The organism is Faecalispora anaeroviscerum (assembly GCF_947568225.1).
In the GTDB taxonomy this organism is placed as follows: Bacteria; Bacillota; Clostridia; order Oscillospirales; family Acutalibacteraceae; genus Faecalispora; species Faecalispora anaeroviscerum.
Map to the genome: position 1 here is coordinate 1,873,735 of NZ_CANOOQ010000001.1, position 24,002 is coordinate 1,897,736.

17 protein-coding genes, 6 tRNA genes, 3 rRNA genes and 1 other RNA gene are annotated in these 24,002 nt (G+C 50.0%); 6 read left to right on the forward strand and 21 right to left on the reverse strand.

Annotated elements, in window-relative coordinates:
- Nucleotides 1-500: 500 nt before the first annotated feature.
- The 4 genes from QOS46_RS09285 (at nt 501) to QOS46_RS09300 (ending at nt 2,065) form a co-directional block, all read left to right on the forward strand.
- The gene (locus tag QOS46_RS09285; RefSeq protein WP_283609142.1) at nt 501-818 is read left to right on the forward strand and encodes a DUF1292 domain-containing protein; all 318 of its coding nucleotides are present in this window, start codon (nt 501-503) and stop codon (nt 816-818) included.
- 65 nt (nt 819-883) lie between these two features.
- Nucleotides 884-1,075, forward strand: a non-coding RNA gene (gene ssrS, locus QOS46_RS09290) — 6S RNA.
- Between the two features lie 220 nt (nt 1,076-1,295).
- Nucleotides 1,296-1,643: a TSUP family transporter gene (locus QOS46_RS09295; protein WP_283609144.1), complete on the forward strand. Its 348-nt coding sequence runs from the start codon at nt 1,296-1,298 to the stop codon at nt 1,641-1,643.
- Nucleotides 1,643-2,065, forward strand: a complete 423-nt coding sequence (locus QOS46_RS09300; RefSeq protein ID WP_283609146.1) for a TSUP family transporter — start codon at nt 1,643-1,645, stop codon at nt 2,063-2,065. Before QOS46_RS09295 ends, QOS46_RS09300 begins: the two co-directional genes overlap by 1 nt.
- Before the next feature lie 1,120 nt (nt 2,066-3,185).
- Here QOS46_RS09300 and QOS46_RS09305 read toward each other — a convergent pair.
- Both QOS46_RS09305 and QOS46_RS09310 read right to left on the reverse strand, forming a co-directional pair.
- Nucleotides 3,186-4,025, reverse strand: coding sequence for a carbon-nitrogen hydrolase family protein (locus QOS46_RS09305; protein WP_283609147.1), 840 nt, complete (start codon nt 4,023-4,025; stop codon nt 3,186-3,188).
- Nucleotides 4,026-4,043: 18 nt separating this feature from the next.
- Nucleotides 4,044-4,451, reverse strand: coding sequence for a Fur family transcriptional regulator (locus QOS46_RS09310; RefSeq protein ID WP_283609149.1), 408 nt, complete (start codon nt 4,449-4,451; stop codon nt 4,044-4,046).
- Nucleotides 4,452-4,620: 169 nt separating this feature from the next.
- On the opposite strand from QOS46_RS09310, the gene sigK reads away from it, so the two are divergent.
- A complete protein-coding gene (sigK, locus tag QOS46_RS09315) occupies nt 4,621-5,307 on the forward strand; it encodes an RNA polymerase sporulation sigma factor SigK (RefSeq protein WP_283609151.1) in 687 nt (228 codons plus the stop codon).
- Nucleotides 5,308-5,830: 523 nt separating this feature from the next.
- Here sigK and QOS46_RS09320 read toward each other — a convergent pair.
- The 14 genes from QOS46_RS09320 to folE form a co-directional block, all read right to left on the reverse strand.
- On the reverse strand, nt 5,831-6,301 hold the full coding sequence (locus QOS46_RS09320; RefSeq protein WP_283609153.1) for a hypothetical protein: 471 nt from the start codon (nt 6,299-6,301) through the stop codon (nt 5,831-5,833).
- 538 nt (nt 6,302-6,839) lie between these two features.
- Nucleotides 6,840-6,916: transfer RNA gene (locus tag QOS46_RS09325), tRNA-Ile, on the reverse strand.
- 76 nt (nt 6,917-6,992) lie between these two features.
- A tRNA-Asn gene (locus QOS46_RS09330) sits at nt 6,993-7,068 on the reverse strand.
- A gap of 7 nt (nt 7,069-7,075) precedes the next feature.
- Nucleotides 7,076-7,192: ribosomal RNA gene (gene rrf / locus QOS46_RS09335) — 5S ribosomal RNA — on the reverse strand.
- Between the two features lie 87 nt (nt 7,193-7,279).
- Nucleotides 7,280-7,354, reverse strand: a tRNA-Glu gene (locus QOS46_RS09340).
- A gap of 66 nt (nt 7,355-7,420) precedes the next feature.
- A tRNA-Lys gene (locus QOS46_RS09345) sits at nt 7,421-7,496 on the reverse strand.
- 154 nt (nt 7,497-7,650) lie between these two features.
- Nucleotides 7,651-10,486: ribosomal RNA gene (locus tag QOS46_RS09350) — 23S ribosomal RNA — on the reverse strand.
- A 265-nt stretch (nt 10,487-10,751) separates the two neighbouring features.
- Nucleotides 10,752-10,828: transfer RNA gene (locus QOS46_RS09355), tRNA-Ile, on the reverse strand.
- 70 nt (nt 10,829-10,898) lie between these two features.
- Nucleotides 10,899-10,974 (reverse strand) — tRNA-Ala (locus QOS46_RS09360).
- A 162-nt stretch (nt 10,975-11,136) separates the two neighbouring features.
- A 16S ribosomal RNA gene (locus QOS46_RS09365) occupies nt 11,137-12,655 on the reverse strand.
- Together the 16S, 23S and 5S rRNA genes with 6 tRNA genes alongside form the textbook arrangement of a ribosomal RNA operon.
- A gap of 330 nt (nt 12,656-12,985) precedes the next feature.
- Nucleotides 12,986-13,471: a 2-amino-4-hydroxy-6-hydroxymethyldihydropteridine diphosphokinase gene (folK, locus tag QOS46_RS09370; RefSeq protein ID WP_283609155.1), complete on the reverse strand. Its 486-nt coding sequence runs from the start codon at nt 13,469-13,471 to the stop codon at nt 12,986-12,988.
- A complete protein-coding gene (gene folB / locus QOS46_RS09375; RefSeq protein ID WP_283609157.1) occupies nt 13,468-13,839 on the reverse strand; it encodes a dihydroneopterin aldolase in 372 nt (123 codons plus the stop codon). Before folB ends, folK begins: the two co-directional genes overlap by 4 nt.
- Nucleotides 13,832-14,680 (reverse strand): dihydropteroate synthase, encoded by an 849-nt coding sequence (gene folP, locus QOS46_RS09380; RefSeq protein WP_283609159.1) that lies wholly within the window; start codon nt 14,678-14,680, stop codon nt 13,832-13,834. The genes folB and folP overlap by 8 nt, the downstream gene beginning before the upstream one ends.
- Complete coding sequence (gene folE / locus QOS46_RS09385) at nt 14,677-15,249, reverse strand: GTP cyclohydrolase I FolE (protein ID WP_283609161.1); 573 nt, start codon at nt 15,247-15,249, stop codon at nt 14,677-14,679. The genes folP and folE overlap by 4 nt, the downstream gene beginning before the upstream one ends.
- Nucleotides 15,250-15,530: 281 nt before the next feature.
- Here folE and QOS46_RS09390 point away from each other — a divergent pair, with 281 nt between their 5' ends.
- Entirely contained in the window at nt 15,531-16,388 is an 858-nt protein-coding gene (locus tag QOS46_RS09390; RefSeq protein WP_283609163.1) for a radical SAM protein, read from the forward strand.
- 490 nt (nt 16,389-16,878) lie between these two features.
- Here QOS46_RS09390 and QOS46_RS09395 read toward each other — a convergent pair whose 3' ends face one another.
- From QOS46_RS09395 to QOS46_RS09415, 5 genes are all read right to left on the reverse strand, one after another.
- The gene (locus tag QOS46_RS09395) at nt 16,879-18,324 is read right to left on the reverse strand and encodes an NCS2 family permease (RefSeq protein WP_283609165.1); all 1,446 of its coding nucleotides are present in this window, start codon (nt 18,322-18,324) and stop codon (nt 16,879-16,881) included.
- 308 nt (nt 18,325-18,632) lie between these two features.
- Entirely contained in the window at nt 18,633-19,985 is a 1,353-nt protein-coding gene (gene gdhA / locus QOS46_RS09400) for an NADP-specific glutamate dehydrogenase (RefSeq protein ID WP_283609167.1), read from the reverse strand.
- Nucleotides 19,986-20,307: 322 nt separating this feature from the next.
- On the reverse strand, nt 20,308-22,077 hold the full coding sequence (locus QOS46_RS09405) for a phosphoenolpyruvate carboxykinase (GTP) (RefSeq protein ID WP_283609169.1): 1,770 nt from the start codon (nt 22,075-22,077) through the stop codon (nt 20,308-20,310).
- A gap of 176 nt (nt 22,078-22,253) precedes the next feature.
- Complete coding sequence (gene tsaD / locus QOS46_RS09410; RefSeq protein ID WP_283609171.1) at nt 22,254-23,270, reverse strand: tRNA (adenosine(37)-N6)-threonylcarbamoyltransferase complex transferase subunit TsaD; 1,017 nt, start codon at nt 23,268-23,270, stop codon at nt 22,254-22,256.
- Entirely contained in the window at nt 23,267-23,995 is a 729-nt protein-coding gene (locus QOS46_RS09415; protein ID WP_283609173.1) for a flavodoxin family protein, read from the reverse strand. Before QOS46_RS09415 ends, tsaD begins: the two co-directional genes overlap by 4 nt.
- Nucleotides 23,996-24,002: the final 7 nt, after the last annotated feature.

A 24,002-nucleotide genomic window follows, 5' to 3' on the forward strand; every position in this document is an offset into this window, starting at 1 on the left:
TTCCCAGGCGGCCATCCCGCCGGATCGGTTCCAAACGATTGATAACCGAATTTGCGGTGACTGACATTACCTGATATTTAGGACTCAACTCCTTTTGTTGAAATGATGCGCACGAACTTTGCATCTCCGGCAGCCTAAGCCCAACAGACCGGCTGATTGGTGCTGCGTTTCTTCTTGTACCATTGGACTCACCCCTTTCAAACCGAATGTTGATCTCAGGCGTTCCTTCCGTAAAGCATCTGTTATGCAGCCATTTTTGTGGCGGCACCTGAGCTTTTTATCAGAATAAACCGCCGAAGCCGTTTTTCCTGATCCGCCTGTTACCAATATCCTTTCCCTTTGCAACTATAGTATAGCACAAGTTAGGTTAATGTCAATAGTTTTTTAAAATAAATTAATTAAATTATGTTGTTTTTATTCTAATAAAATTTTTTGTTGACTTCCCCCGAGAACAACGGTAAAATGAATCCATACCTTTTAACTGATGAGGAGATGACAATATGAACGAAGAATTTGGCCCAGATGTTCTGACTCTGGTGGACGACGAAGGAAACGAGCATGAATTTGAAGTGCTAGACGTAATCGACAACGAAGACGGCTGCTTCTATGCTTTGCTCCCCACCTTCGAGAACCCGCAGGACAGCGTGGAATCTGAAGGCACTTACTATATTTTCGAAGCAATCGATCAGGATGGCGAGCAGCAGCTGGCCGAGGTGGAAGACGAAGAACTGCTGGATAAGCTGGCAGAGCTCTTTGAGAGCCGCTTTGACGAGCTGTATGACGAAGAGGAAGATATTTCTGACGAAAGCGACGAATAATTTCGTTTATAGAATTATTTTTCGTTATTTTCTGTTATACTAATGCTTGCAGGAACAAAAAAACGTACTCCCTGCCTGGTGCGTGGACCGATGCAAATTAACCCTACAATGATCTTACCGGGAGCCCGGCTCCGGCGGCGGATTGCAGACCTCCCGGCCTTTTGGCTGGAAGAAGGGAGCATGAAAACGTTGGGAGGGCACCCACCTGCTGTTTAGTAGCAGGTTTTTTTCGCTCGTTACGGCCAGGCGGGCCATTTATAACAAGAATCAGCCCTTGCAGCAAAATTGCTGCAAGGGCGTTTTTCTTTTGCTCTGTTTTTGTTTTGCGTGTTTTTTTCTCTTATTCGGGCAGAATACAGCACATACCAATAGAAGACGGCATAAAGTTCTTCTCCGCCTTTGGCAGGGAAACAAATTGTCAATTTCAATTATTATGGTTCAGTGGCGTGTGACTGGAATCCGCAAAGGAGTGGAGGTATGAAACGAACCTTTCGCGTGCTGGGCGGTTTCCTGGCGGGCGTGGCTAACGGACTTTTGGGTGCGGGCGGCGGCATGGTGATCGTACCCATGCTGAGAAAATCGGGGCTGCCCGTAGTAAAAAGCCACGCAACCTCCGTAGCGGTGATCCTTCCCATCTGCATACTAAGCGCCGGGCTATACTTATTCCGCGGCAGCGTAACGATTGGTCAGGCGCTGCCGTACCTGCCCTGGATGTTAGCCGGCTCCGTCATTGGTTCGTGGGCGCTGCCCCGGCTCAATAGGATGCTGCTGCGCCGCCTGTTTGGCGCGCTGATGCTGTGGGCCGCATGGAGGATTCTGTTCTGATGGAATGGATTTGGATGGCTTTAGCCGGACTGATTTCGGGCATTCTGGGTTCTATGGGAATGGGCGGCGGCGGAGTGCTGATCATTTATTTAACGCTGATCGCAGGACTGGATCAGCGCGCCGCACAGGGAATTAACTTGATTCTGTTTATCCCTTGCGCCGTGCTGGCGTTATTTTGTTATGTGCGTAAGGGACTGATTGATTTCCGCACTGCTTTGGCGGCAGCCGCTGCCGGCCTTGTCGGTGCGCTGGGCGGCGTCTTTCTTTCGGGCTGGATCGATGTTGTCTGGCTTCGGCGAATTTTCGGCGTGATGCTGCTTTTCATAGGCGTGCGGGAGCTGTTAGCGAAAAAGCCCCCTCCCGGCGAGGAAGAACAGGAAGAAACAGAAGATCCTTGTAACAGTCAGAGTGCTAAAAAATAGCTTTTTTTGTATGTTGCTTTCCATAAAATGAGATTCAGACGGAACCCCGGTTAGAAAAAATCTCTCCCGGTCTCCGGGGGTTCCCCGTGGAATTCTGCTGGCGCAGGGCTTGCCCCTCGTGCCGGGGCGGGCACTTACTTTCGTGAAAGGACGAAAGTAAGCAAAGGCCTTCCAAAGGGCACCTTTGGAATCCGTTTGGGGAACGGTTCCAGCGAGTGCTGCCACTAGCCACCGGGAAGGCGCTCCATTGAAAATGCCCACTCTCCGAGCTTCATCTGAAAATAAACTTTGCTGTCCCGTCTGTCGGCGGGCATTTTCAAAGCGCTCTCGTTGGCTCACAGTTTTTAGGTGCGGCTTCGCCGCGTTTTTAATCGACATATTTAGAACTATGGTAAACTTTGAATCAAAGCTACCGTAAGGACGTCCCTCCCCGAGCCAGCGAGAGCGCTCGGTAAGGGTGCGCCGCCGAACGAAAGCGACACACTACATGCTTCCAAAAAACAAGGCGCGTGTACACTTACCATAGAGCGCCTTCCCGGAGGCTGTCGTTAATACTAACCGAAACCGTTCCCAAAAACGGATTCCGAAGGCGGAGCCTTGGGCAAATCTTTGTTTACTTTCTTTTCGTAAAGAAAGTAAATGCCCGCCCCGGCACGAGAGGCAAGCCCTGCGCTAGCAGAATTTCCCGCGCGGGGGAAACCCGCCACAAATCAAGCCCCGGCACGCAGTGCCGCCCATCCCCAAGCCAACGAGAGCGCTCGGTAAGGGTGCGCCGCCGAACGAAAGCGACACACTACATGCTTCCAAAAAACAAGGCGCGTGTACACTTACCATAGAGCGCCTTCCCGAAGGCTGGCGTTAATACTCACCGAAACCGTTCCCAAAAACGGATTCCGAAGGCGGAGCCTTGGGCAAATCTTTGTTTACTTTCTTTTCGTAAAGAAAGTAAATGCCCGCCCCGGCACGAGGGGCAAGCCTGCGCCAGCAGAAACCCTGTGGTGGAAGCGTAAAGAAACCCTTGCCTTTAAAATTAATATAGAATACCGTCTTAAAAATCAAATTACCAAACAAAAAAACAGATGCCTTGAACAGCATCTGTTTTTTATAATCGTTTTGACTCTCAGGAACGCGAAATCTCTTCCAAACGGTAAATATCTGTACGACGATTCTCCATCGTCTGCATGCGCGCACGCACACGGTCTAGATAATCCAGATCAATCTCCGCCATAGTTACGCCTGGCTCTTCCTTTGCGCGGGCAATCACTGTCCCCCAGGGGTCTATGACCATACTGCTTCCAAATGCCGTTAGGCGGGCATTTCGGCCAATCTGGTTCGGGGCAATCATATAACAGCTGTTCTCAATCGCTCTCGCCCGCAAAAGTGGCTCCCAATGATCCTTGCCAGTGGGCAGGGTAAAGTTTGAGGGATTAAACAAAATTTGGGCGCCGCGCTCCGCCATCAGGCGATAAACCTCCGGAAAGCGCAGGTCGTAGCAAATGGCTAAACCAAACACACCCAGCTCTGTTTCAACCGTTACGATGCCGTCGCCCGCGGCCACCTCCTCCGATTCCCGCACCGCCTTGCCGGTGGGCAGGATGATATCGAAGGTATGCAGCTTGCGGTATTTCGCCAGCAGCTCACCCTTTGGGGAAAACAGAAAACTGGTGTTGTATACCCGGGAATCCCCCGGAATTTTTTCGGCCCAGCTGCCGCCGTGAATATAGACCCCAAACCGCTTGGCCGCGTCAGAAATACGCTGGTACGTTTCCCCCGACTCGTCTTCCGCAAAATCTGACGCGGGCAGAGCTGTGCCAGCGATCACGTTCATATTCTCCGTCAAGGCAACCAGACGGGCGCCATTACTGGCAGCCTCTGCAATATAGCCGCCAATCCGGTTCAGGTTTTCTTCCTTATCCTCGCCGGAACTCAACTGCACCATGCCAACCTGATATTTTCTCATGCAAACCCTCCTGGAAAATCAGCGCGTTTCGTTCTGTGCTTCCAGGCAGTCCGGGCAGATTCCGTAAAATACCAGACTGTGGGAATGAATCTGCAGTCCACAGCTGCGCGCCATCTGCTGATCGACAGAATCCGGCAGAAGCTGGTATTTCAAATCTCTCACGGCCCCACAAAGTTCACAGATGAAATGCTCGTGCGGATCAACAATCGCATCAAAGCGCTCTTGCCCATTTACCACACCGACACTCATGATCTTCCCTTCCTCTTTAAACCGGGAAAGATTGCGATACACGGTTCCCAGGCTCAAATCCGGGTACTCCAGCTTGAGTTGTTGGTAAATCCATTCTGCAGTAGGATGAGTGTCGGTACTCATCACCACATCTAAAATCGCTTTTCTTTTTCGACTGAAATTCTGACGTCTCTGCATAAGTACAATCCTTTCAAAAGAAAACGATAATCATTATTTTTCTTATGATTATCATATCATGATATATGCGGAATGTAAAGATTCCGATTGCATTTTTATCAGGGGGACTTGCAACATACAGGCTGTCGGACGCATAAAATGAAAAAACACCGAAAAAGAGGGATGATGCATGCTGCTATCCTTGCTGCGGGAAGCTATTTCTAATTTGCTATTCTTCGTGCTGCACGTAACGGGAAACGGATCGTTTCCGCGCCCGCTTTCCGCGCAGGAAGAACGCGAGTACCTGGAACGATGGAAAAACGGTGACACGAAAGCACGGAGTAAACTGATTGAACATAATTTGCGCCTGGTAGCCCACATTATTAAAAAGTACTACTCGAATCTAAATGATCAGGAGGACCTAATCTCTATAGGCACAATCGGGCTCATCAAAGCGATTGACAGCTTTAATAGCGATAAAGGGATTCGGCTGTCAAGCTATGCAGCCCGATGTATTGAAAATGAAGTTTTAATGTTTTTTCGCAGTGGGAAAAAGAGCGCTCAGGACATTTCCCTGAACGAGCCCATCGACACAGATAAGGACGGGAACACACTAACTCTGATTGACATTATGTCCACAGAAGATAATATTATCGATAATCTGGACTGCAAAATCAAATCGGAGCAGCTGAAGAAATACATTTGCCAATCCCTCTCCCCGCGGGAGAGGAGAATTATTGAGCTGCGCTATGGTCTCAACGGGCAGGCACCACTAACACAGAGAGAAGTTGCGTCTGCGTTGGATATCTCCCGCTCTTATGTATCACGCATTGAAAAAAAGGCTTTGGGAACCTTGTTCAAGCAATTCGACAAATGAAAATCCGGTTAGAAAATCACAACTTTTACCATATTATACCATAAAAATCTAACTTAGTAAAGGAAAATATGAATCAATTCTATTTTTGATTTTGCTTTATTTGAAACATAACCATGATTTCTGTATCGCAAAGGCCCGGGAGCAAGCAATTACGCTTTTCCCGGGCCGCCAAATTATTTTTCCTGAACAAAAATTGAATAAATCAGTATTACGGTAGCTACTGCACTGATAAGTCTACTGAAATACATATTCACTAATTGCAATATATAATATGGTTTTTTGCTCATTAATTCTTGGCGAATTTCTTCTGGCAATGGTTTTCTGCTAATAAATTGCTCAACTACTAAAATAATCAGAAAATAAATCAAAACAATAAGACTTAGTTGGATGTTTGAGTTACCGGTTATTAAAAGAAATACGCATTGGATACCCAAAACAATTAAAAACATAGTCAAAAAAATTTGCGCGACATAATACTTAACTGATGAGTTCATCTACACACCTTCATCTATTATAATGGTAATTATTTATATCCCTTTACTACTAATTTGCTGTAAACCCAATTAGCAAATACATCGTTGTCATAAGTATAAAGATAATTAATAGTAATATTATATCCTCTGTAACCTTTACTGTCTCCATAAATTTGTGCAATTGAGGCCGCTACTCCCAAAGCCGCAAGGCCGCAAGAATTAGAATCGGCTTTTTCTTCATGAGTGCTTTTACTATTTCCTGCACGGAAGCTCCTTCCGGAATAATTTCCATTGCTGCTAATTCTGTAAGTATCTCCGATTTTCGGATTACTTGGAAAAGCCATAATGGAAATACCGCTAGACTTGCTATTAGGGCCAAAAGTAAGTCTTTCCGGGTTTTTATTGCTTTCTTGCCAGACATAATACTGAACCTCTTGCTCCGTAAAGCCATAGCTTCTTAAAATATCTGCTTTCTCTTCATCTGAAACATTCAGATAAGTATTGGTTGTTTTTCCATTCATTGTAATTTGAGAATTTCCTTCCAGACACCACTGGATGCCGCAAAAACCATATTTGTCGTAGGAACTACCAACATTGCGGAAACACAAACTGTGCTGATAATCTTTTTTATAAACTATTTCAATTTTTTTCTTGTTATAATTTGTTTCATCGACGAATCAGTATACGCTAACCTCGATTCAGGAAAAGCTGCTTTTTTTCAGCTTAAATCATAACTTGTATATAACTAAACCATGGAAATTACCTCCAATTTTTTTCTTCATTAATATAACGTTTTTTACTTCTGTTTTGTTACATGTTTTTTAAAAAATTTTAATTTTTTTGAACTCAGACGAAGTAGAAATCAGATCGATCGTTTGTGCTGATATAATAAGTCCCCAGCCATCCCTTTGGATGGCTGGGGAAACATTTGAGGCATACAAGCCAATCAATAAGCCTTCCTATCGTCCCAGCCGTTCTTCCAGAACGCACGTTTTTTTGACAAGGAGCCATAAAAAAGGCCACACCAGACGTTTCAACCGTCTGGTGTAGCCTTTTTTATGGTGGGCCATCAGGGACTCGAACCTTGGACCGACCGGTTATGAGCCGGCTGCTCTAACCAACTGAGCTAATGGCCCTAATATACTTTCTTAGTGCAAAGTAGGAAAAAAGCCGCCGCTAAAAAATAACGACGGCACATCCCTGCACTTTGCTTGGCTCCCCAAGTTGGACTCGAACCAACGACCCTGCGGTTAACAGCCGCATGCTCTACCGGCTGAGCTATTGAGGAATATCAATGTTGGCGTCATCCTATTGTCCCGGGCCGTTACCAGCCAAGTATCTTCGGCACTGATGAGCTTAACTTCCGTGTTCGGAATGGGAACGGGTGGACCCTCACCGTCATCGACACCAACTATGTTCCGCAGAGGAGGTTTTCGCCTTCCTGTCGGATATTTGTAAAAACAGTTTCCTGTTTCTTACGACTACTTCAAAGATTGTTTTGGTGACCCGTGGGGGAATCGAACCCCCGTTACCGGCGTGAGAGGCCGGTGTCTTAACCGCTTGACCAACGGGCCACATCTCAGCCTTAGCCAGGTGCAGAGGTCAGAGATCCTCGAACCCCTGCCTGACTTCATTCTTCGTGGTGCACCATCAGGGATTCGAACCCGGGACACCCTGATTAAGAGTCAGGTGCTCTACCAACTGAGCTAATGGTGCTTGCCAAGCGAAAACTTGAACTTCTCGCCGCTGTTTCCAGCAACAGATGCGCTCGCAGCCCTTCGCCGATCTTTGGTACCCTCATTTCGGGCACTGAAAACTGAATAAAGAAGAAACAGAAGAAAGCGATTGAGCAAGGCGTTAACCAAGATTAATGGTCAAGCCCTCGACCGATTAGTACTGCCAAGCTAAATGCATTACTACACTTACACACGCAGCCTATCAACCTTGTAGTCTTCAAGGGGTCTTACTAGCTTACGCTATGGGATATCTTATCTTGGAGTCGGCTTCACGCTTAGATGCTTTCAGCGTTTATCCGATCCGCACTTAGTTGCCCAGCTGTGCCATTGGCATGACAACTGGTGCGCCAGAGGTGCGTCCATCCCGGTCCTCTCGTACTAAGGACAGCTCTCCTCAAATATCCTGCGCCCACGACAGATAGGGACCGAACTGTCTCACGACGTTCTGAACCCAGCTCGCGTACCACTTTAATCGGCGAACAGCCGAACCCTTGGGACCGAATACAGCCCCAGGATGTGATGAGCCGACATCGAGGTGCCAAACCTCCCCGTCGATGTGGACTCTTGGGGGAGATCAGCCTGTTATCCCCAGGGTAGCTTTTATCCGTTGAGCGACGGCAATTCCACTCTCATACCGCCGGATCACTAACTCCAACTTTCGTTACTGCTCGGATTGTCATCCTCGCAGTTAGGCTAGCTTACGCGTTTACACTCAGAGGCACGGTTTCCGTCCGTGCTGAGCTAACCTTTGAGCGCCTCCGTTACCTTTTAGGAGGCGACCGCCCCAGTCAAACTGCCCGCCTAACAATGTCCCCCGGCCGGATTCACGGCCGCAGGTTAGAATTTCAACCATCTAAGAGCGGTATCCCAAGGATGACTCCACCACGGCTGGCGCCGCGGCTTCCTAGTCTCCCGCCTATCCTGTACATAAATGATCAAAACCCAATATTAAGCTGCAGTAAAGCTCCATGGGGTCTTTCCGTCTTGTCGCGGGTAACCGGCATCTTCACCGGTACTACAATTTCGCCGGGCGGGTAATTGAGACAGTGCCCAGATCATTACACCATTCGTGCGGGTCGGAACTTACCCGACAAGGAATTTCGCTACCTTAGGACCGTTATAGTTACGGCCGCCGTTTACTGGGGCTTCAATTCAATGCTTGCACATCTCCTCTTAACCTTCCAGCACCGGGCAGGTGTCAGCTCCTATACTTCATCTTTCGATTTGGCAGAAACCTGTGTTTTTGCTAAACAGTTGCCTGGGCCTATTCTCTGCGGCCACATTGCTGTGGCACCCCTTTTCCCTAAGTTACGGGGTCAATTTGCCGAGTTCCTTAACTACCCTTCTCCCGTTGGCCTTAGAATTCTCTTCCTGTCTACCTGTGTCGGTTTGCGGTACGGGCGCCTTAGATATACACAAGACTTTTCTCGCCCTCGTCCAAGCATACTTCCCTACTCTAATTTCGGTCCCTTACGCCCAGGTCAACCAACGCCTGGGTTATGCCCTTTCAAGGTGTCCTCTTGCTTAAATCTTTTGGCGGCTACGGAATATCCACCGTATGTGCATCGGCTACGCCTTTCGGCCTCACCTTAGCTCCCGGCTTACTTGGAGCGGACGAACCTTCCTCCAAAAACCTTAGACTTTCGGCCAATATGATTCTCACATATTTCTCGCTACTCATTCCGGCATTCTCACTTGTGTAAAGTCCACCAGCGCTTCCGCTCTGACTTCACCCCTTACACAACGCTCTCCTACCATAACACTTACGTGTTATCCCAAGCTTCGGTATACGATTTAGCCCCGTTAAATTTTCGGCGCAGGGGCACTCGACCAGTGAGCTATTACGCACTCTTTTAATGAATGGCTGCTTCTAAGCCAACATCCTGGTTGTCTGTGCACCCCCACATCCTTCTCCACTTAACCGTATTTAGGGACCTTAGCTGTGGGTCTGGGCTCTTTCCCTTTTGACAATGAAACTTATCTCACACTGTCTGACTCCCGTACATCAATTATCTGGCATTCTGAGTTTGATAGGGTTCAGTAACCTTTCGGCCCCTAGCCCATTCAGTGCTTTACCTCCAGTAATCTAATACGAGGCTAGCCCTAAAGCTATTTCGGAGAGAACCAGCTATCTCCGGGTTCGATTGGAATTTCTCCGCTACCCACACCTCATCCGCTACTATTTCAACAGGAGTCGGTTCGGTCCTCCATGGAGTTTTACCTCCACTTCAACCTGGACATGGGTAGGTCACCCGGTTTCGGGTCGAATACAACTGACTTCACGCGCCCGTTTCAGACTCGCTTTCGCTGCGGCTCCGGACCTTAAGTCCTTAACCTTGCCAGTTATACTCACTCGCCGGACCATTCTACAATAGGTACCCGATCACCCATTGACGGGCTCTCGGTGCTTGTAAGCACAAGGTTTCAGGTTCTATTTCACTCCCCTCCCGGGGTTCTTTTCACCTTTCCTTCACAGTACTTTTCGCTATCGGTCACTGAGTAGTATTTAGGCTTGGAGGGTGGTCCCCCCATGTTCCCACCGGGTTTCACGTGTCCGGCGGTACTCTGGATACAGCTAGCCGACTCAAAATTTCGCATACGTGACTCTCACACTGTTTCGTTGGCCTTCCCATGCCATTCTGCTATTTCTTGTCGTACATGTTGCTGTCCGAACCCCGAGGGTATTGCTACCCTCGGTTTGGCCTCTTCCGCGTTCGCTCGCCACTACTAGCGGAATCTCTGTTGATGTCTTTTCCTCGCCCTACTTAGATGTTTCAGTTCAGGCGGTTCCCCCTGCATGACTATGTATTCATCATGCAGTGACTGGACATGACTCCAGCCGGATTGCTCCATTCGGAAATCTATGGATCAATGCCCACTTACGGCTCCCCATAGCTTATCGCAGTTAGTCGCGTCCTTCATCGGCTCTCAGTGCCAAGGCATTCCCCTTGCGCTCTTTGTAGCTTGACCATGTGATTCTTGGTTCTTGCTTTGTTCTATACAATACAGTCCTGAACTCGATAGAACTGCATTGTTTGGTAAATTGTAGATTTAGATAAAAAACAATTTTTCTCGCTTTATCTGCTTCTTTTCTTTATTCAGTTTTCAATGTCCGGTGCACTCGTGCACTTTTTAGTCGCGATCGTCGATTCCGAGGAAAATTCCTCACAGTCGCGTTCACAACCAAACTGCCGTTGTGCCCTGCATTATGCAGTTGTTTCCAAGCGTAGCTTGGTGGTGGGCTCAAGTGGACTCGAACCACCGACCTCACGCTTATCAGGCGTGTGCTCTAACCAGCTGAGCTATGAGCCCATATCTTCGGCTAGAGGCCGTCGGCTTCTCGCTTGCCTCTGTTACCCGTTTTGTTCCAGACTAAGTCTGGTGGTGGAGATGAACGGAATCGAACCGATGACCCCCTGCTTGCAAAGCAGGTGCTCTCCCAGCTGAGCTACACCCCCATATTCTATTGAACACTAAGGCTTCGTTCTGCTGTTTCGATTTCTTTCATTTCCTGAAGTCCCTTTTCAGGGCCTTCAAAATTAAACAACGATAGTAGACTAGGTTCCGTAATCCTGACCTTGGATGTCTGACGAAGCCTTAGCTCCATCAAGTCTCCATAGAAAGGAGGTGATCCAGCCGCACCTTCCGATACGGCTACCTTGTTACGACTTCACCCCAGTCGCCAATCCTACCTTCGACAACGTCCTCCTTGCGGTTAGACTATTGGCTTCGGGTATTACCGGCTCCCATGGTGTGACGGGCGGTGTGTACAAGGCCCGGGAACGTATTCACCGCGGCATGCTGATCCGCGATTACTAGCAATTCCAACTTCATGTAGGCGGGTTGCAGCCTACAATCCGAACTGAGATCGTTTTTGGGGGTTTGCTCCACCTCGCGGCTTGGCTTCCCTCTGTTAACGACCATTGTAGTACGTGTGTAGCCCAGGTCATAAGGGGCATGATGATTTGACGTCGTCCCCACCTTCCTCCGTTTTGTCAACGGCAGTCTGATTAGAGTGCTCTTTCGTAGCAACTAATCACAAGGGTTGCGCTCGTTGCGGGACTTAACCCAACATCTCACGACACGAGCTGACGACAACCATGCACCACCTGTCTCAACTTTCCCCGAAGGGCACCTAATGCATCTCTGCCTCGTTAGTTGGATGTCAAGACCTGGTAAGGTTCTTCGCGTTGCTTCGAATTAAACCACATACTCCACTGCTTGTGCGGGCCCCCGTCAATTCCTTTGAGTTTCAACCTTGCGGCCGTACTCCCCAGGTGGATTACTTATTGTGTTAACTCCGGCACGGAAGGGGTCAGACCCCCCACACCTAGTAATCATCGTTTACGGCATGGACTACCAGGGTATCTAATCCTGTTTGCTACCCATGCTTTCGTGCCTCAGCGTCAGTTAAAGCCCAGTAGGCCGCCTTCGCCACTGGTGTTCCTCCCGATCTCTACGCATTTCACCGCTACACCGGGAATTCCGCCTACCTCTACTTCACTCAAGCCTTCCAGTTTCGAACGCAATTTGTGGGTTAAGCCCACAGCTTTCACGCCCGACTTAAAAAGCCGCCTACGCACCCTTTACACCCAGTAAATCCGGACAACGCTTGCTCCCTACGTATTACCGCGGCTGCTGGCACGTAGTTAGCCGGAGCTTCCTCCTTGGCTACCGTCATTATCTTCACCAAGGACAGAGGTTTACAATCCGAAGACCGTCTTCCCTCACGCGGCATTGCTGCATCAGAGTTTCCTCCATTGTGCAATATCCCCCACTGCTGCCTCCCGTAGGAGTCTGGGCCGTGTCTCAGTCCCAATGTGGCCGTTCAGTCTCTCAACCCGGCTACCGATCGTCGCTTTGGTGGGCCTTTACCCCGCCAACTGGCTAATCGGACGCGAGTCCATCTTTCAGCGGATTGCTCCTTTGATATCAGTACCATGCAGCACCGATATATTATGCGGTATTAGCGTTCTTTTCAGAACGTTATCCCCCTCTGAAAGGCAGGTTACTCACGCGTTACTCACCCGTCCGCCACTAAGTAAGAGCTAAGCAAGCTTCTCTCTTACTCCGTTCGACTTGCATGTGTTAGGCATGCCGCCAGCGTTCGTCCTGAGCCAGGATCAAACTCTCTAAAATATTGTATTAAAATGACCGAAGTCAATCTAATCTATTTTAGAGCATTTTATCTGCTCAATTAGTACGCTTTCGCGTTTCTCAGTTTTTATAGAGTTCTGAGAACTCTTATCCGGAAGTACTCACTTCTTTTTCAAGAAGCTTTCTCTCAAAAATTACGGGTTCCTTCTTGTCTTTCTCGTTGTTTAATTTTCAAGGTCCTGTCCGATTCTACCGGGCTTTGCGGCCTTTCGTTTCGTGCGCCGTTCTGTAAGGCGCTTGACTATAATACCAAACCATTCACCTATTGTCAATGCTTTTTTTAAAGTTTTTTCGGTTTTTTTTAAAAAAGTTTCATTTTGCCTCAAAAAGGCGCACTCCAGAGAAGTCTGTTTCGCGAAAAATGTCGGAAAAATCCAGGCCCAGAGCCATTTTCTCTGGGAAGAGGTCTGAAAGGGGCGCCAGGACAAATCCGCGGCTTAAAATGCCGGGGTGCGGCAGGCGAAGCTCATCCTCGCGAAAAACAGCATCTTCATATAAAAGTAAATCCAAATCAATCACGCGCGAGCCGTGGAATTCACGGCGTTCACGGCCAAGCCCTGCCTCAATGCCAAGGCACGCCCCCAGAAGTGCATGAGGCGAAAGCTCCGTGAGAAGCAGCGTGCAGGCGTTGAGGTAGTCATTCTGTGCGCTCTGCACCTCTACCGGCGCCGTTTCATAATAACGGGAGGTAGCAATCACCGTTGTACCGGGCAAGTTTTTCAGCGCCTGGAGCGCATGTGAGATGTTCTCCAGCCGGTTGCCTAAATTAGAACCTAAGCCGATCACTGCTTTTTTCAATTAAAATCACTTCGCTTTCTGGTAATCGATACCGCTGTGTACTCAAACTCTGCTTGAATTGGAGCCTCCGGTTTTTTCAGCAGAACCTCCAGCTCCATTACCGCCGGGTATTCCTCGAAGATCTGCTCCGCAATCCGCTGGGCCACCCGCTCCAGCAGATCATAAGATTGTTCCGTCATGACGCGGATCGCCGTTTTCATGATTTTGGCGTAGCTGACCGTGTCATCGATGCAATCGCTGGCGCACGCCGCAGACAACTCCACCGACGCGGTGAGATCGACCACGAAATGCTGGCCGTCGCGCTTTTCTTCCGCATTGACACCATGATATGCGAAAACCCGCAATCCCTTGACTATTATTTTATCCACAACCTGTCCCTCTCTCTCTTGCACCAAGCACCGCGTGTGCAACCTGCGCCGCCTGCACCGCTTCTAAAACATCGTGCGCACGCAGCAGCTGCGCACCGCCAGCCTGCGCTAGGGTATGCGCCGCCAGCGTACCGGGCATTCGATCTGCCGCGGGCGGATTGCCGCAGCTTTTGCCGATGACCCCCTTGCGCGACGCGGCCATCAGAAATGCGCAGCCCTCGATTCGCACGGCATCAACGTTTGCAAGCAGGCGCAAATTTTCCTCATAGGTTTTTCCGAAACCCACGCCGGGGTCAAAGCAGATGCGCTCTGGCGCGATGCCCATCCCCTGTGCCTGACGCAGCTTGTCCTCAAAAAAGCGCCTCACGCGAACCAAAATATCCTCTTCCGTGTTTTCCTGCAATACATGCCCGTTGTGCATGATGATACAGCCACAGCCGCTCTGGAGTACCGCAGGAAACATCCCGGGATCGGTAAAGCCGTTCACGTCGTTAATGACATCCGCGCCCGCAGAGAGCGCCAGAGCAGCCACCTGCGGATAAAAGGTATCTACGGACACCGGAACGCTGAAACGCCCTGCAAGGGCTTTTAAAACCGGTTCGATACGTGCCCACTCCTCCTGCGGGGGAATGGCGGTAAAGCCGGGGCGGGTGGACTGCCCGCCGATGTCGATCATCCCGGCGCCCTGCTCCTGCATTTCGAGCGCGCGCGCCACGGCATTCTCGGGGCGAAAGCTCTGCCCGCCGTCGGAAAAGGAATCGGGCGTTACATTTAATATGCCCATGATACAGGCCGGCCCATTCAATGAAAGGAAATATTTTCCCGCCTGGAACCCGCTCATCGGTGGCACCCTCCCGCCAGCAGCGACATAACCTCACTGCGGGTTTTCGCCTCGGTGCGCATCGCGCCACGCAAAGCGGAGGTCTGCGTAACCGCCCCGGCCGCGCGGATACCCCGCATTGTCATGCACAGATGCTCGGCCTCAGCCACAACCGCTACGCCGTACGGCTCGAGATTGTCAAACAGGAAATCCGCGATCTGCGCAGTCAGACGCTCCTGCACCTGGGGGCGCGAGGCAAAGCATTTCACAATCCGCGCGAATTTGGAAAGGCCGATGATTTTGCCATCCTTAGGAATATAGGCAATATGCACCTTCCCCACGAAAGGCAGCAGATGATGCTCACAAACAGAGTACAGCGGAATATCTCGCACCAAAACCAGCTCCCCGTGCTGCTGCGGCTCCTGAAAGATTTTCAGGTGCTCCATGGGGTCTTCTTCCAGCCCTGAAAAAATCTCGGCATACATTTTTGCAACGCGGTCCGGCGTTTCGCGCAGTCCCTCACGCTGTGGGTCTTCCCCCACAGCCAGCAGCAGCTCCGTTACCGCCGCTCTGATTCTCTCCTGATCCATATAAAAGCCTCCCTACTATAATTATGATTCCAAGCAAGCAACAAGCCTGCATATTACTACCATATAGAAGAAAAAAATCAAGCATTGTGTTCACTCTCAATCTTGTTTCAGACATATGGCAGGTAAAATCGCCAAAAAATAATGTGTGACCTTTTCTTAACAATCGAATCATGCTACAATTTAATATTAGCATACCGAAAACAACATCAATATGCAATAGATTCCCGCTCACTCCCGAAAATTTGCGGGAAGCGCGTCACAAATAAGGAGGATTTTAAATTATGCATTATGAAGGTACCATTTTCCGCCCGCCGTCAGAGTCCGACAGCCTGCTGGTTCAGGTGACGGTAGGCTGTTCGTGGAATAAATGCACATTCTGCGACATGTATTCCGATAAGAAGTTCCGCGTGCGCAGCATGGATGAAATCAAAGCCGATCTGAAGGAAGGCTCCCGCTGGCGCAACCAGATTCGCCGCATCTTTTTGTGCGACGGCGACGCGCTGGTGCTGAAAACACCGATGCTGCTCGAGATTCTGGAAACCATCCGCGAGCTGTACCCCAATTTGGAAGCGGTTCGCGTATATGCCTCCGCTCAGGACATTCTGCGCAAAAGCCATGAGGAATTGTGTCAGCTCCATGAGGCCGGGCTTGAAATGGTGTACATCGGTCTGGAATCCGGCAGCGACCGGGTTCTGGAGGAAGTAAACAAGGGTATTACTAAGGCGGAGATGATCGCGGCCGCAACAGCGGCCACCGAAGCGGGCCTGCGCCTTTCCATCAGTATCATTTCAGGGCTTGGTGGGCAGGAGTTTTCGCGCGAGCATATTCTCGAAACCGCAGACGCCCTGAACCAGATGCAGCCCGATTATGTGGGCATGCTGGTTCTGCACGCCGGCAACGACACCGATATGTTCCGCAAAATTGCCGAAGGAACATTCCGTCTTCCCTCCGCGACGCAGGTACTGGAGGAAATGAAGCTGCTGATCGAGCATCTCGATTTAAAGCACTGCTACTACACCAGCGCGCACGCCTCCAACTATATTGATGTGCGCGGGCGGCTTCCGGAGGACAAAGAGGCGATGCTGCGCAACATTGAGCGCCTAACCGAGCTGACGCGCAAAAGAGAAGCACGGCGCTAACACAGGCTGAGCTTGCACCCACATCGCGTGGCGACAAGCAGAATAAGCTGGCTTGTCCTCACGCAAAAACCACCTTAGAAGAAACTTTCGTTCACAAGCTCCGAGCCGACGAGAGCGCTCTGAAAATGACCGGCGCCGGACGAAAACGGTAAAACTGCCCATTTGCCAAAACAAGGCGAGTGGGCAGTTTCAATAGAGCGCCTTTCCAGTAGCTTTTATTGAAGCGTTCCGGAGTCGTTCCCCAAACGGATTCCAAAGGTGTCCTTTGGAAGGCCTTTGCTTACTTTCGCCCTTTCGCGAAAGTAAGTGCCAGCCCCGGCACGAGGGGCAAAGCCCGCGCAAGCGGAATCTCCCGTGGAGCGACTTCACAAAAGGAGCCCTTTGCGGCAAACAGCGCCGCCCAAAAGAAAAAACCGCCTTTGGGTGCCATCCCCAAGGCGGTTTTTTCTGTATAAAACCTCAAGCTAACTAAAAAGGCAAACAAACAAATTTAAGCGATTTTTGCAAGGATAACGAAATTCAGCACGAACAGGATGGTGGCAACCCACAGAATGGGGTGAACTTCCTTTGCTTTCCCCTTCACTACCTTAATGATGCAGTAGAACAGGAAGCCTGCCGCGATACCATAGGAAATGCTGTAGCAGAACGCCATAAAGATACCGGCAAAGAATCCGGGAATCGCATCCTCCATGTTCTCCCACTTGATGTCGCGGAAGGAACTGAGCATCATAATACCGACAATAATCAAAGACGGGGCAATGGCCGCGTCGGGAATCGCACTGACAAGCGGAGCAAAAAATGCGCTGAGGATAAACATAGCAGCGGTAACAACACTGGTCAGGCCGGTGCGTCCGCCCGCGCCGATACCGGCTGCGCTTTCCACATATGTGGTGGTGTTGGAGGTACCGAAAATCGCGCCGATGGAGGTAGCGGTCGCATCCGCGAACAGCGCTCTGTCCATCTTAGACTGGAAGCCCTTGTTCTCCTCCAGAGCCTTTTCATCCTGCTCGGAGAAAATGCCGGACTTACGGCCGGTACCAATAAAGGTACCAATGGTATCGAACGTATCAGACAAGCTGAATGCGAAAATCGTCATCAGAACGAGGGGAAGTTTTGAAGTATCTGAGAACAGTGACTGCATGCCGGGATTGCCGAACGCCGCGCCGAAGGTCTGCGGCAGCTGGCTGACCGCGTCAGAAAAGCTGATGGAGTTGCTCATGGTGGTCAGGCCAAGCGGGATACCAATCACCGCGGTAACCAGAATACCGAGCAGAATCGCACCCTTTACATTGCGGATAATCAAAACCACAGTGAGGATAATGCCAAACAGAGCCAACAAAACCGCCGGAGTGTTGAACTGTACAATTGCAGGAACGATGCTTGAATTTGCAACAACCGTGCCGCCATCCAGAACAATATTCTGGCCGGGGTCTGAGGTAAAGGAAAGCAATCCGCATTTTTTCACGCCGATATACGCGATGAACACGCCGATACCGCCGCCGATCGCGTGCTGCAGCATGGGAGGAATCGCCTCAATAATCATCTTGCGGATTTTGGTCACCGTAATAATGATATTCAAAATGCCGCACAGGAAAACCATCGCGAGAGCTTCCTGCCATTTGAAGCCTAAACCGAAACAAACGGTAAAAACAAAGAAGGCGTTCAGACCCATGCCGGGCGCCTGTGCATAGGGTACGTTGGCAAACAGACCCATAACCAGAGTACCGATCACCGAAGCGATAATGGTTGCCAAAAAAACCGCTCCCCAAGGCATCCCTGTCTGCGACAGCATGCTGGGGTTTACCATAATAATGTATACCATGGTAAAGAAGGTGGTTACGCCTGCCATAACCTCGGTTTTTACATTGGTGTTCTGCCCTTTCAGGTCAAAAAAATCTCCCTTAGGGTGAAACGTGACCTGCTTGTTTTCCGCCATTCGTTCATTCCTCCTGAAATAAAGTAAGAAGCCAAATACGGCTTCTTAGAGATTTTGCCTATCTTTAGGACTTGAATCAACAATCTTAAGTATAGAGAATTCTTTCCTTAAAATCAAGTGTGCGAATCGACAAAATTTTCGATTTAGAAACAGTTTATTCATAACTATTTTAAGAATTTTACATGATTTCTTTCTTTTTTCGAAATAATTTTTTCTATTTCATTGTCATAATCTGCAGCTTTTTATACTTAAAAGAATGGCTTGTTCCGTAGAACAAACCATTCTCCATACATAATAAGGCACCAGATTCAGTACGCGACACCCTGCCATTTCATTGCTTCGGCCACCCTCAAAAAACCTGCGATATTTGCACCTATCACCAAATTCCCTTTATGGTCAAACTCTTCGGAAGCTTGATACGCATTATGAAAAATGCACGCCATGATGTCTTTCAGTTTTGCATCCACCTCTTCAAAGCTCCAGGAATAGCGCATGGAATTCTGGCACATTTCCAGGCTGCTCACCGCAACGCCTCCCGCATTGGAAGCTTTGCCGGGAGAGTACAAAACGTGGTTGGAGCGGAAGATCTCTATCGCCTCGGGAGTACATGGCATGTTGGCCCCCTCCGCTACAATGGTGACCCCGTTATTCACAAGCTGCTGCGCGTGTTCGCTATTGAGTTCGTTTTGCGTGGCGCAAGGCAGAGCAACATCACATTTCACACTCCAGATTCCACCGCAGCCCGGGGTATATACTGCTCCGGGAACACGCTCGGCATACAACTGAATTCTGCCGCGTTCCACCTCTTTGATTTGCTTCACCACCGCCAGATTGATTCCGTTTTCATCGTAAATATAGCCGTTGGAATCTGACATGGCAACCACTTTTGCTCCCAGCTGCGCTGCTTTTTCATTAGCATAAATCGCTACATTCCCTGAACCGGAGATCACTACGGTTTTTCCTTCAAAGGAATCGTGTTTTAGGTAAGACAACATTTCCTGTGCAAAATAACATAGTCCATAACCAGTTGCCTCTTTACGGACCCAAGAACCGCCGGAGTACAGAGATTTTCCGGTAAAGGCACCGGTAAATTCGTTATTAAGCCGTTTATACTGACCAAACATATACCCAATCTCCCTGGAACCTACTCCAATATCGCCCGCAGGCACATCGGTATCTGCTCCAATGTGTTTGGTCAGCTCTGTGGCAAAGCTTTGGCAGAATCGCATGACTTCCCCCTCGCTTTTGTCTCTTGAATTAAAATCCGCACCGCCCTTTGCACCGCCTATCGGCAGACCGGTCAGAGAATTTTTAAAGGTTTGCTCAAATGCGAGAAACTTCAGTATAGAAGCATTTACACTGGAGTGTAAACGCAGCCCGCCTTTATAAGGGCCAATCGCAGAGTTATACTGAACACGCCAGCCACGGTTCACCCGTACTTCGCCTTTATCGTCAATCCAAGATACCCGAAACTGAATCATCCGTTCCGGTTCCACAAGCCTTTCTATGATACCTGACGCTGCCAGATCCGGTCGTTTTTCCACCACAGAATCAAGGGATTCCAGAACTTCCTGAACAGCCTGAAGGAATTCCGGTTCGCCTGCATTGCGTTGGCATACGGCTTGATACACGGACAACAGATATTGATTTTGAAAAGACATGTGGATTACCTCCTCTTGCATATTATTTTTGATTATACTCTAAATTTTGAATTTTATCAATATTTACGCTTCATTTAATTGTATTTTTTTGATTTTTTAAGTATTTTATAATCTATTTAGTTATATTTATGAATTTTATATCGCAAGCAATTTCACTTACAGATTTTCACCATAGTCAAAAACTACTGCTCCTCCCGCGTTTTCGGCTCCAAATATAGGCACATTTTCTCATAAACATAAGAAAGGAACGGTTCCAGGAAGGAACCGTTCCTTTTATGCAGATTGTATGATCGGAATAAAACCCGCATTACTGATTAAAAACTTATTTCACGCGCTTTTGCAGCTTCTCAAGTTCCTCATGCAGCTCTTTGGGCAGCTTATCACCGAATTTATGGTAGAATTCCTCGATTCCCTCCGCTTCCTTGGCCCACTGAGCCTGATCCACCTTCAGGATGCTGTGCAGCGTATCGAGAGAAATCTCATCCTCAATGCCATGAATATTAATGTCTTCGGCCTTGGGTACAAAGCCGATAGCGGTTTCTTCCGCGTCCGCTCTGCCTTCTACGCGGGCGATAATCCAATCCAGCACGCGCATGTTGTCGCCAAAACCGGGCCACAGAAAATGACCTTCGTCGTCCAGACGGAACCAGTTGACATTGAAGATTTTCGGAGCCTTATCGCCCAGAACCTTGCCCATTTCGATCCAGTGGCCGAAATAATCGCCCATATGGTAACCGCAGAACGGCAGCATCGCCATGGGGTCGCGGCGAACGACGCCAACAGCGCCCGCAGCGGCAGCGGTTGTTTCGGAGGCCATGATGGAACCGACAAACACACCGTTATCCCAGTCGCGAGACTGATAGACCAACGGAGTAGTCTGCGCGCGGCGACCGCCGAAAATGATGGCGGAAATCGGCACGCCCTCACCCTTGTCCATTTCGGGGCTGATGCAGGGGCAATTCTTGGCAGGTGCGGTAAAGCGGCTGTTGGGGTGCGCGCCTTTCTCTGTGGAGGTGGTGCCGTCCCAAGGCTCGCCCTTCCAGTTCATAGCGTTCTTGGGCGGGTTCTTGTCGAGACCCTCCCACCAAACGGTGTTGTCGTCCAGATTGTGCGCCACGTTGGTAAAGATGGTACCCCTCTTTGTAGACTCCAAAGCGTTAAAGTTTGATTTGGCGTTCGTGCCGGGCGCGACGCCGAAGAATCCGTTCTCGGGGTTGATGGCATACAGTCTGCCGTCTGTACCGGGGCGCATCCAAGCGATGTCGTCGCCCACTGTCCAGACTCGGTAGCCCTGATTGCGGTAGCCCTCCGGCGGGATCAGCATGGCCAGGTTCGTTTTGCCGCAAGCCGACGGGAACGCCGCCGAAATATAAGTGACCTTGCCCTCAGGGTTTTCAATGCCCAAAATCAACATATGCTCCGCCATCCAGCCCTGCTCACGGCCCAGATTGGACGCGATACGCAACGCAAAGCATTTTTTGCCGAGCAGAACATTTCCGCCGTAACCGGAGTTCACGGAAATGATGGTGTTGTCCTCCGGAAAATGGCATATGTAGCGCTTTTCCTGATCAATCTGGCATTTGCAGTGCAGCCCTCGCACCCACTCGGGATTATCGCCCAGAACATCCCAAACCGCCTGGCCTACACGGGTCATTATCGCCATGTTCAGCACAACGTAAATGGAGTCCGTCAGTTCCACGCCGATCTTCGCGAGAGGCGAGCCAACCGGGCCCATGGAGTAGGGAATTACATACATTGTGCGGCCCTGATAGCTGCCCCGAGCAATATCGTAAAGCATTTCATAGGCTTTCTGGGGCTCCATCCAGTTGTTGGTGGGGCCGGCGTCCTCTTCCTTGCGGGAGCAGATAAAGGTACGATCCTCCACGCGGGCAACATCATTGACCGCAGTGCGGTGCAGATAGCAATCCGGCAGCTTTTCCTGGTTAAGCTTGATCAGCTCCCCGGTAGAGCAAGCCTCTGCTCTCAGCTGTTCGATCTGCTGCTCGGAGCCATCGATCCAGACCAGCTGATCGGGGCTGACAAGAGCTTTCATTTCTTCGATCCAGTTCAATACCGATTTGTTGTTTGTCATTCCAGTTCTCCTTCCGGCCTGTTGGCCAAATACGATAACTCTGTTTTTTATTATAATCGATTTTGACTTAGGAATCAATTGATATTTGTGGATTGTCAACCAAAAAACAATCAGAATATCTGTTAAGTTCGTTTAAGGAATCACGAAAAAAACATCAGCTGCCAATCTGTTCCAAATCACTGAAAATCGAGCTGGATTTCCATGGTGGCCAATGCGTTCAGATTCAAGCCGGCGCGCCGACCTGCTTGAAACTCGTAGTACCCCTGCGACGCAACCATGGCGGCATTGTCCCCGCAAAGAGAAAGCTCAGGCCGGTAAAACTCCCAGCCGTTTTCTTGGCAGACCCGCTCCATTTCGCGCCGCAGCAAAGAATTGGCGGACACGCCGCCCGCAATCACCAGCCGGTGTTCCCCGGTTTCGCGCATGGCGGCGGTCACATTGCGCACCAGGCATTCTACCACCGCACGGCGGAACGATGCCGCCAGATCGGCGCATGGAATCTCCTCCCCCTTTTGCTCTGCATTATGAATCAGATTAATCACCGATGTTTTCAGGCCGGAGAAGCTGAAATCAAACGGTGCGCCCTCCACCGACGGGTGGGGCAGAGAAAACGCACCCGGATTCCCAAGCTCCGCCTCTTTATCCAGAAACACGCCGCCCGGGTAGGGCAGGCCCATGGCGCGGGCCGCCTTGTCAAACGCCTCGCCGGCAGCGTCATCGCGCGTACAGCCGAGCACGCGGAATTTCGTATAATCCGCTACATGGACAATATGCGTATGCCCGCCGGAAACCACCAGACACAAAAAGGGCGGCTCGAGCGTGGGACTTGTGAGATAATTTGCCGCCACGTGCGAGCGCAGGTGATGCACCGGCACCAGCGGCACGCCGGACGCAAAGCTCAGCCCCTTGGCAAAATTCACGCCTACCAAAAGCGCACCGATCAAGCCCGGCGCCGCTGTGACCGCAATCGCATCCAAATCCTTTATCTTCATTTCGGCATCATCCAGCGCCTGCTGCACCACGCCCACAATGGCCTCCGCATGGCGGCGCGAGGCAATTTCAGGCACAACTCCGCCAAATTTGCGGTGCTCTAGCACCTGCGACGCAATGACAGACGACAGCACACGCCTCCCGTCCTCTACCACAGACGCGGCTGTTTCGTCGCACGAGCTTTCAATTCCTAACACTCTCATTCCTGTTTCCCCTTTGCTTGATTCCACGGTTTTTCTCCCCGATCCCATCCCTGTTCTTTCCAGTAAGCACGGTCCGGAGGATTATTGGCGATATTCAGCACCATCTTTTTCATCACGAAGAACATACCCCGTGTTCGGATGGTTGGCGGAGAGCCTTTTTTCAGGCTCTCATACAGGCGATCTGCTGCCTGACGCAAGGATTGCTCCGCTTTGCTGCGATTTTCTTTTTTCATTCCGTTAAAATCTGCCGCCTGCATGGCAAACCCGCAACGAAAAATATGACTAACGCCCCAATATGACAGAGAGCGGGCAATGGCATCCATCGCATACTTTGTTCCCGCACCCGCCGTGGTGGAAACAACCAGCGCACTCTTGCGGAACATCTCTTTGTGCGGGCGGTGGGGCATAAATAGGTACCCAAAATGGTCGAGCATGTTCTTCATCGGAGCCGCCACTTCCATCACATAGACCGGCGAAGAGAAAATCAGACCGTCGGCTTCCAGCATCGCGCGTTCGATCGACTCCGTATATTCTCGATGAGGACATAGTGCCTCATCTTTCATAATACAGGTAAAGCACCCTGTGCAAAACTTCGGCAAATCCTGAGGCAGGTAAAATTCGGTAAATTCCGCAGGGCCCAGAGCGGTCAGACGCTCCTTGACGATCTGCACCGCATGGTACGTATTCTTTTTGCGAGGGCTACCGTACACAACACAGTATTTCATGAAAACC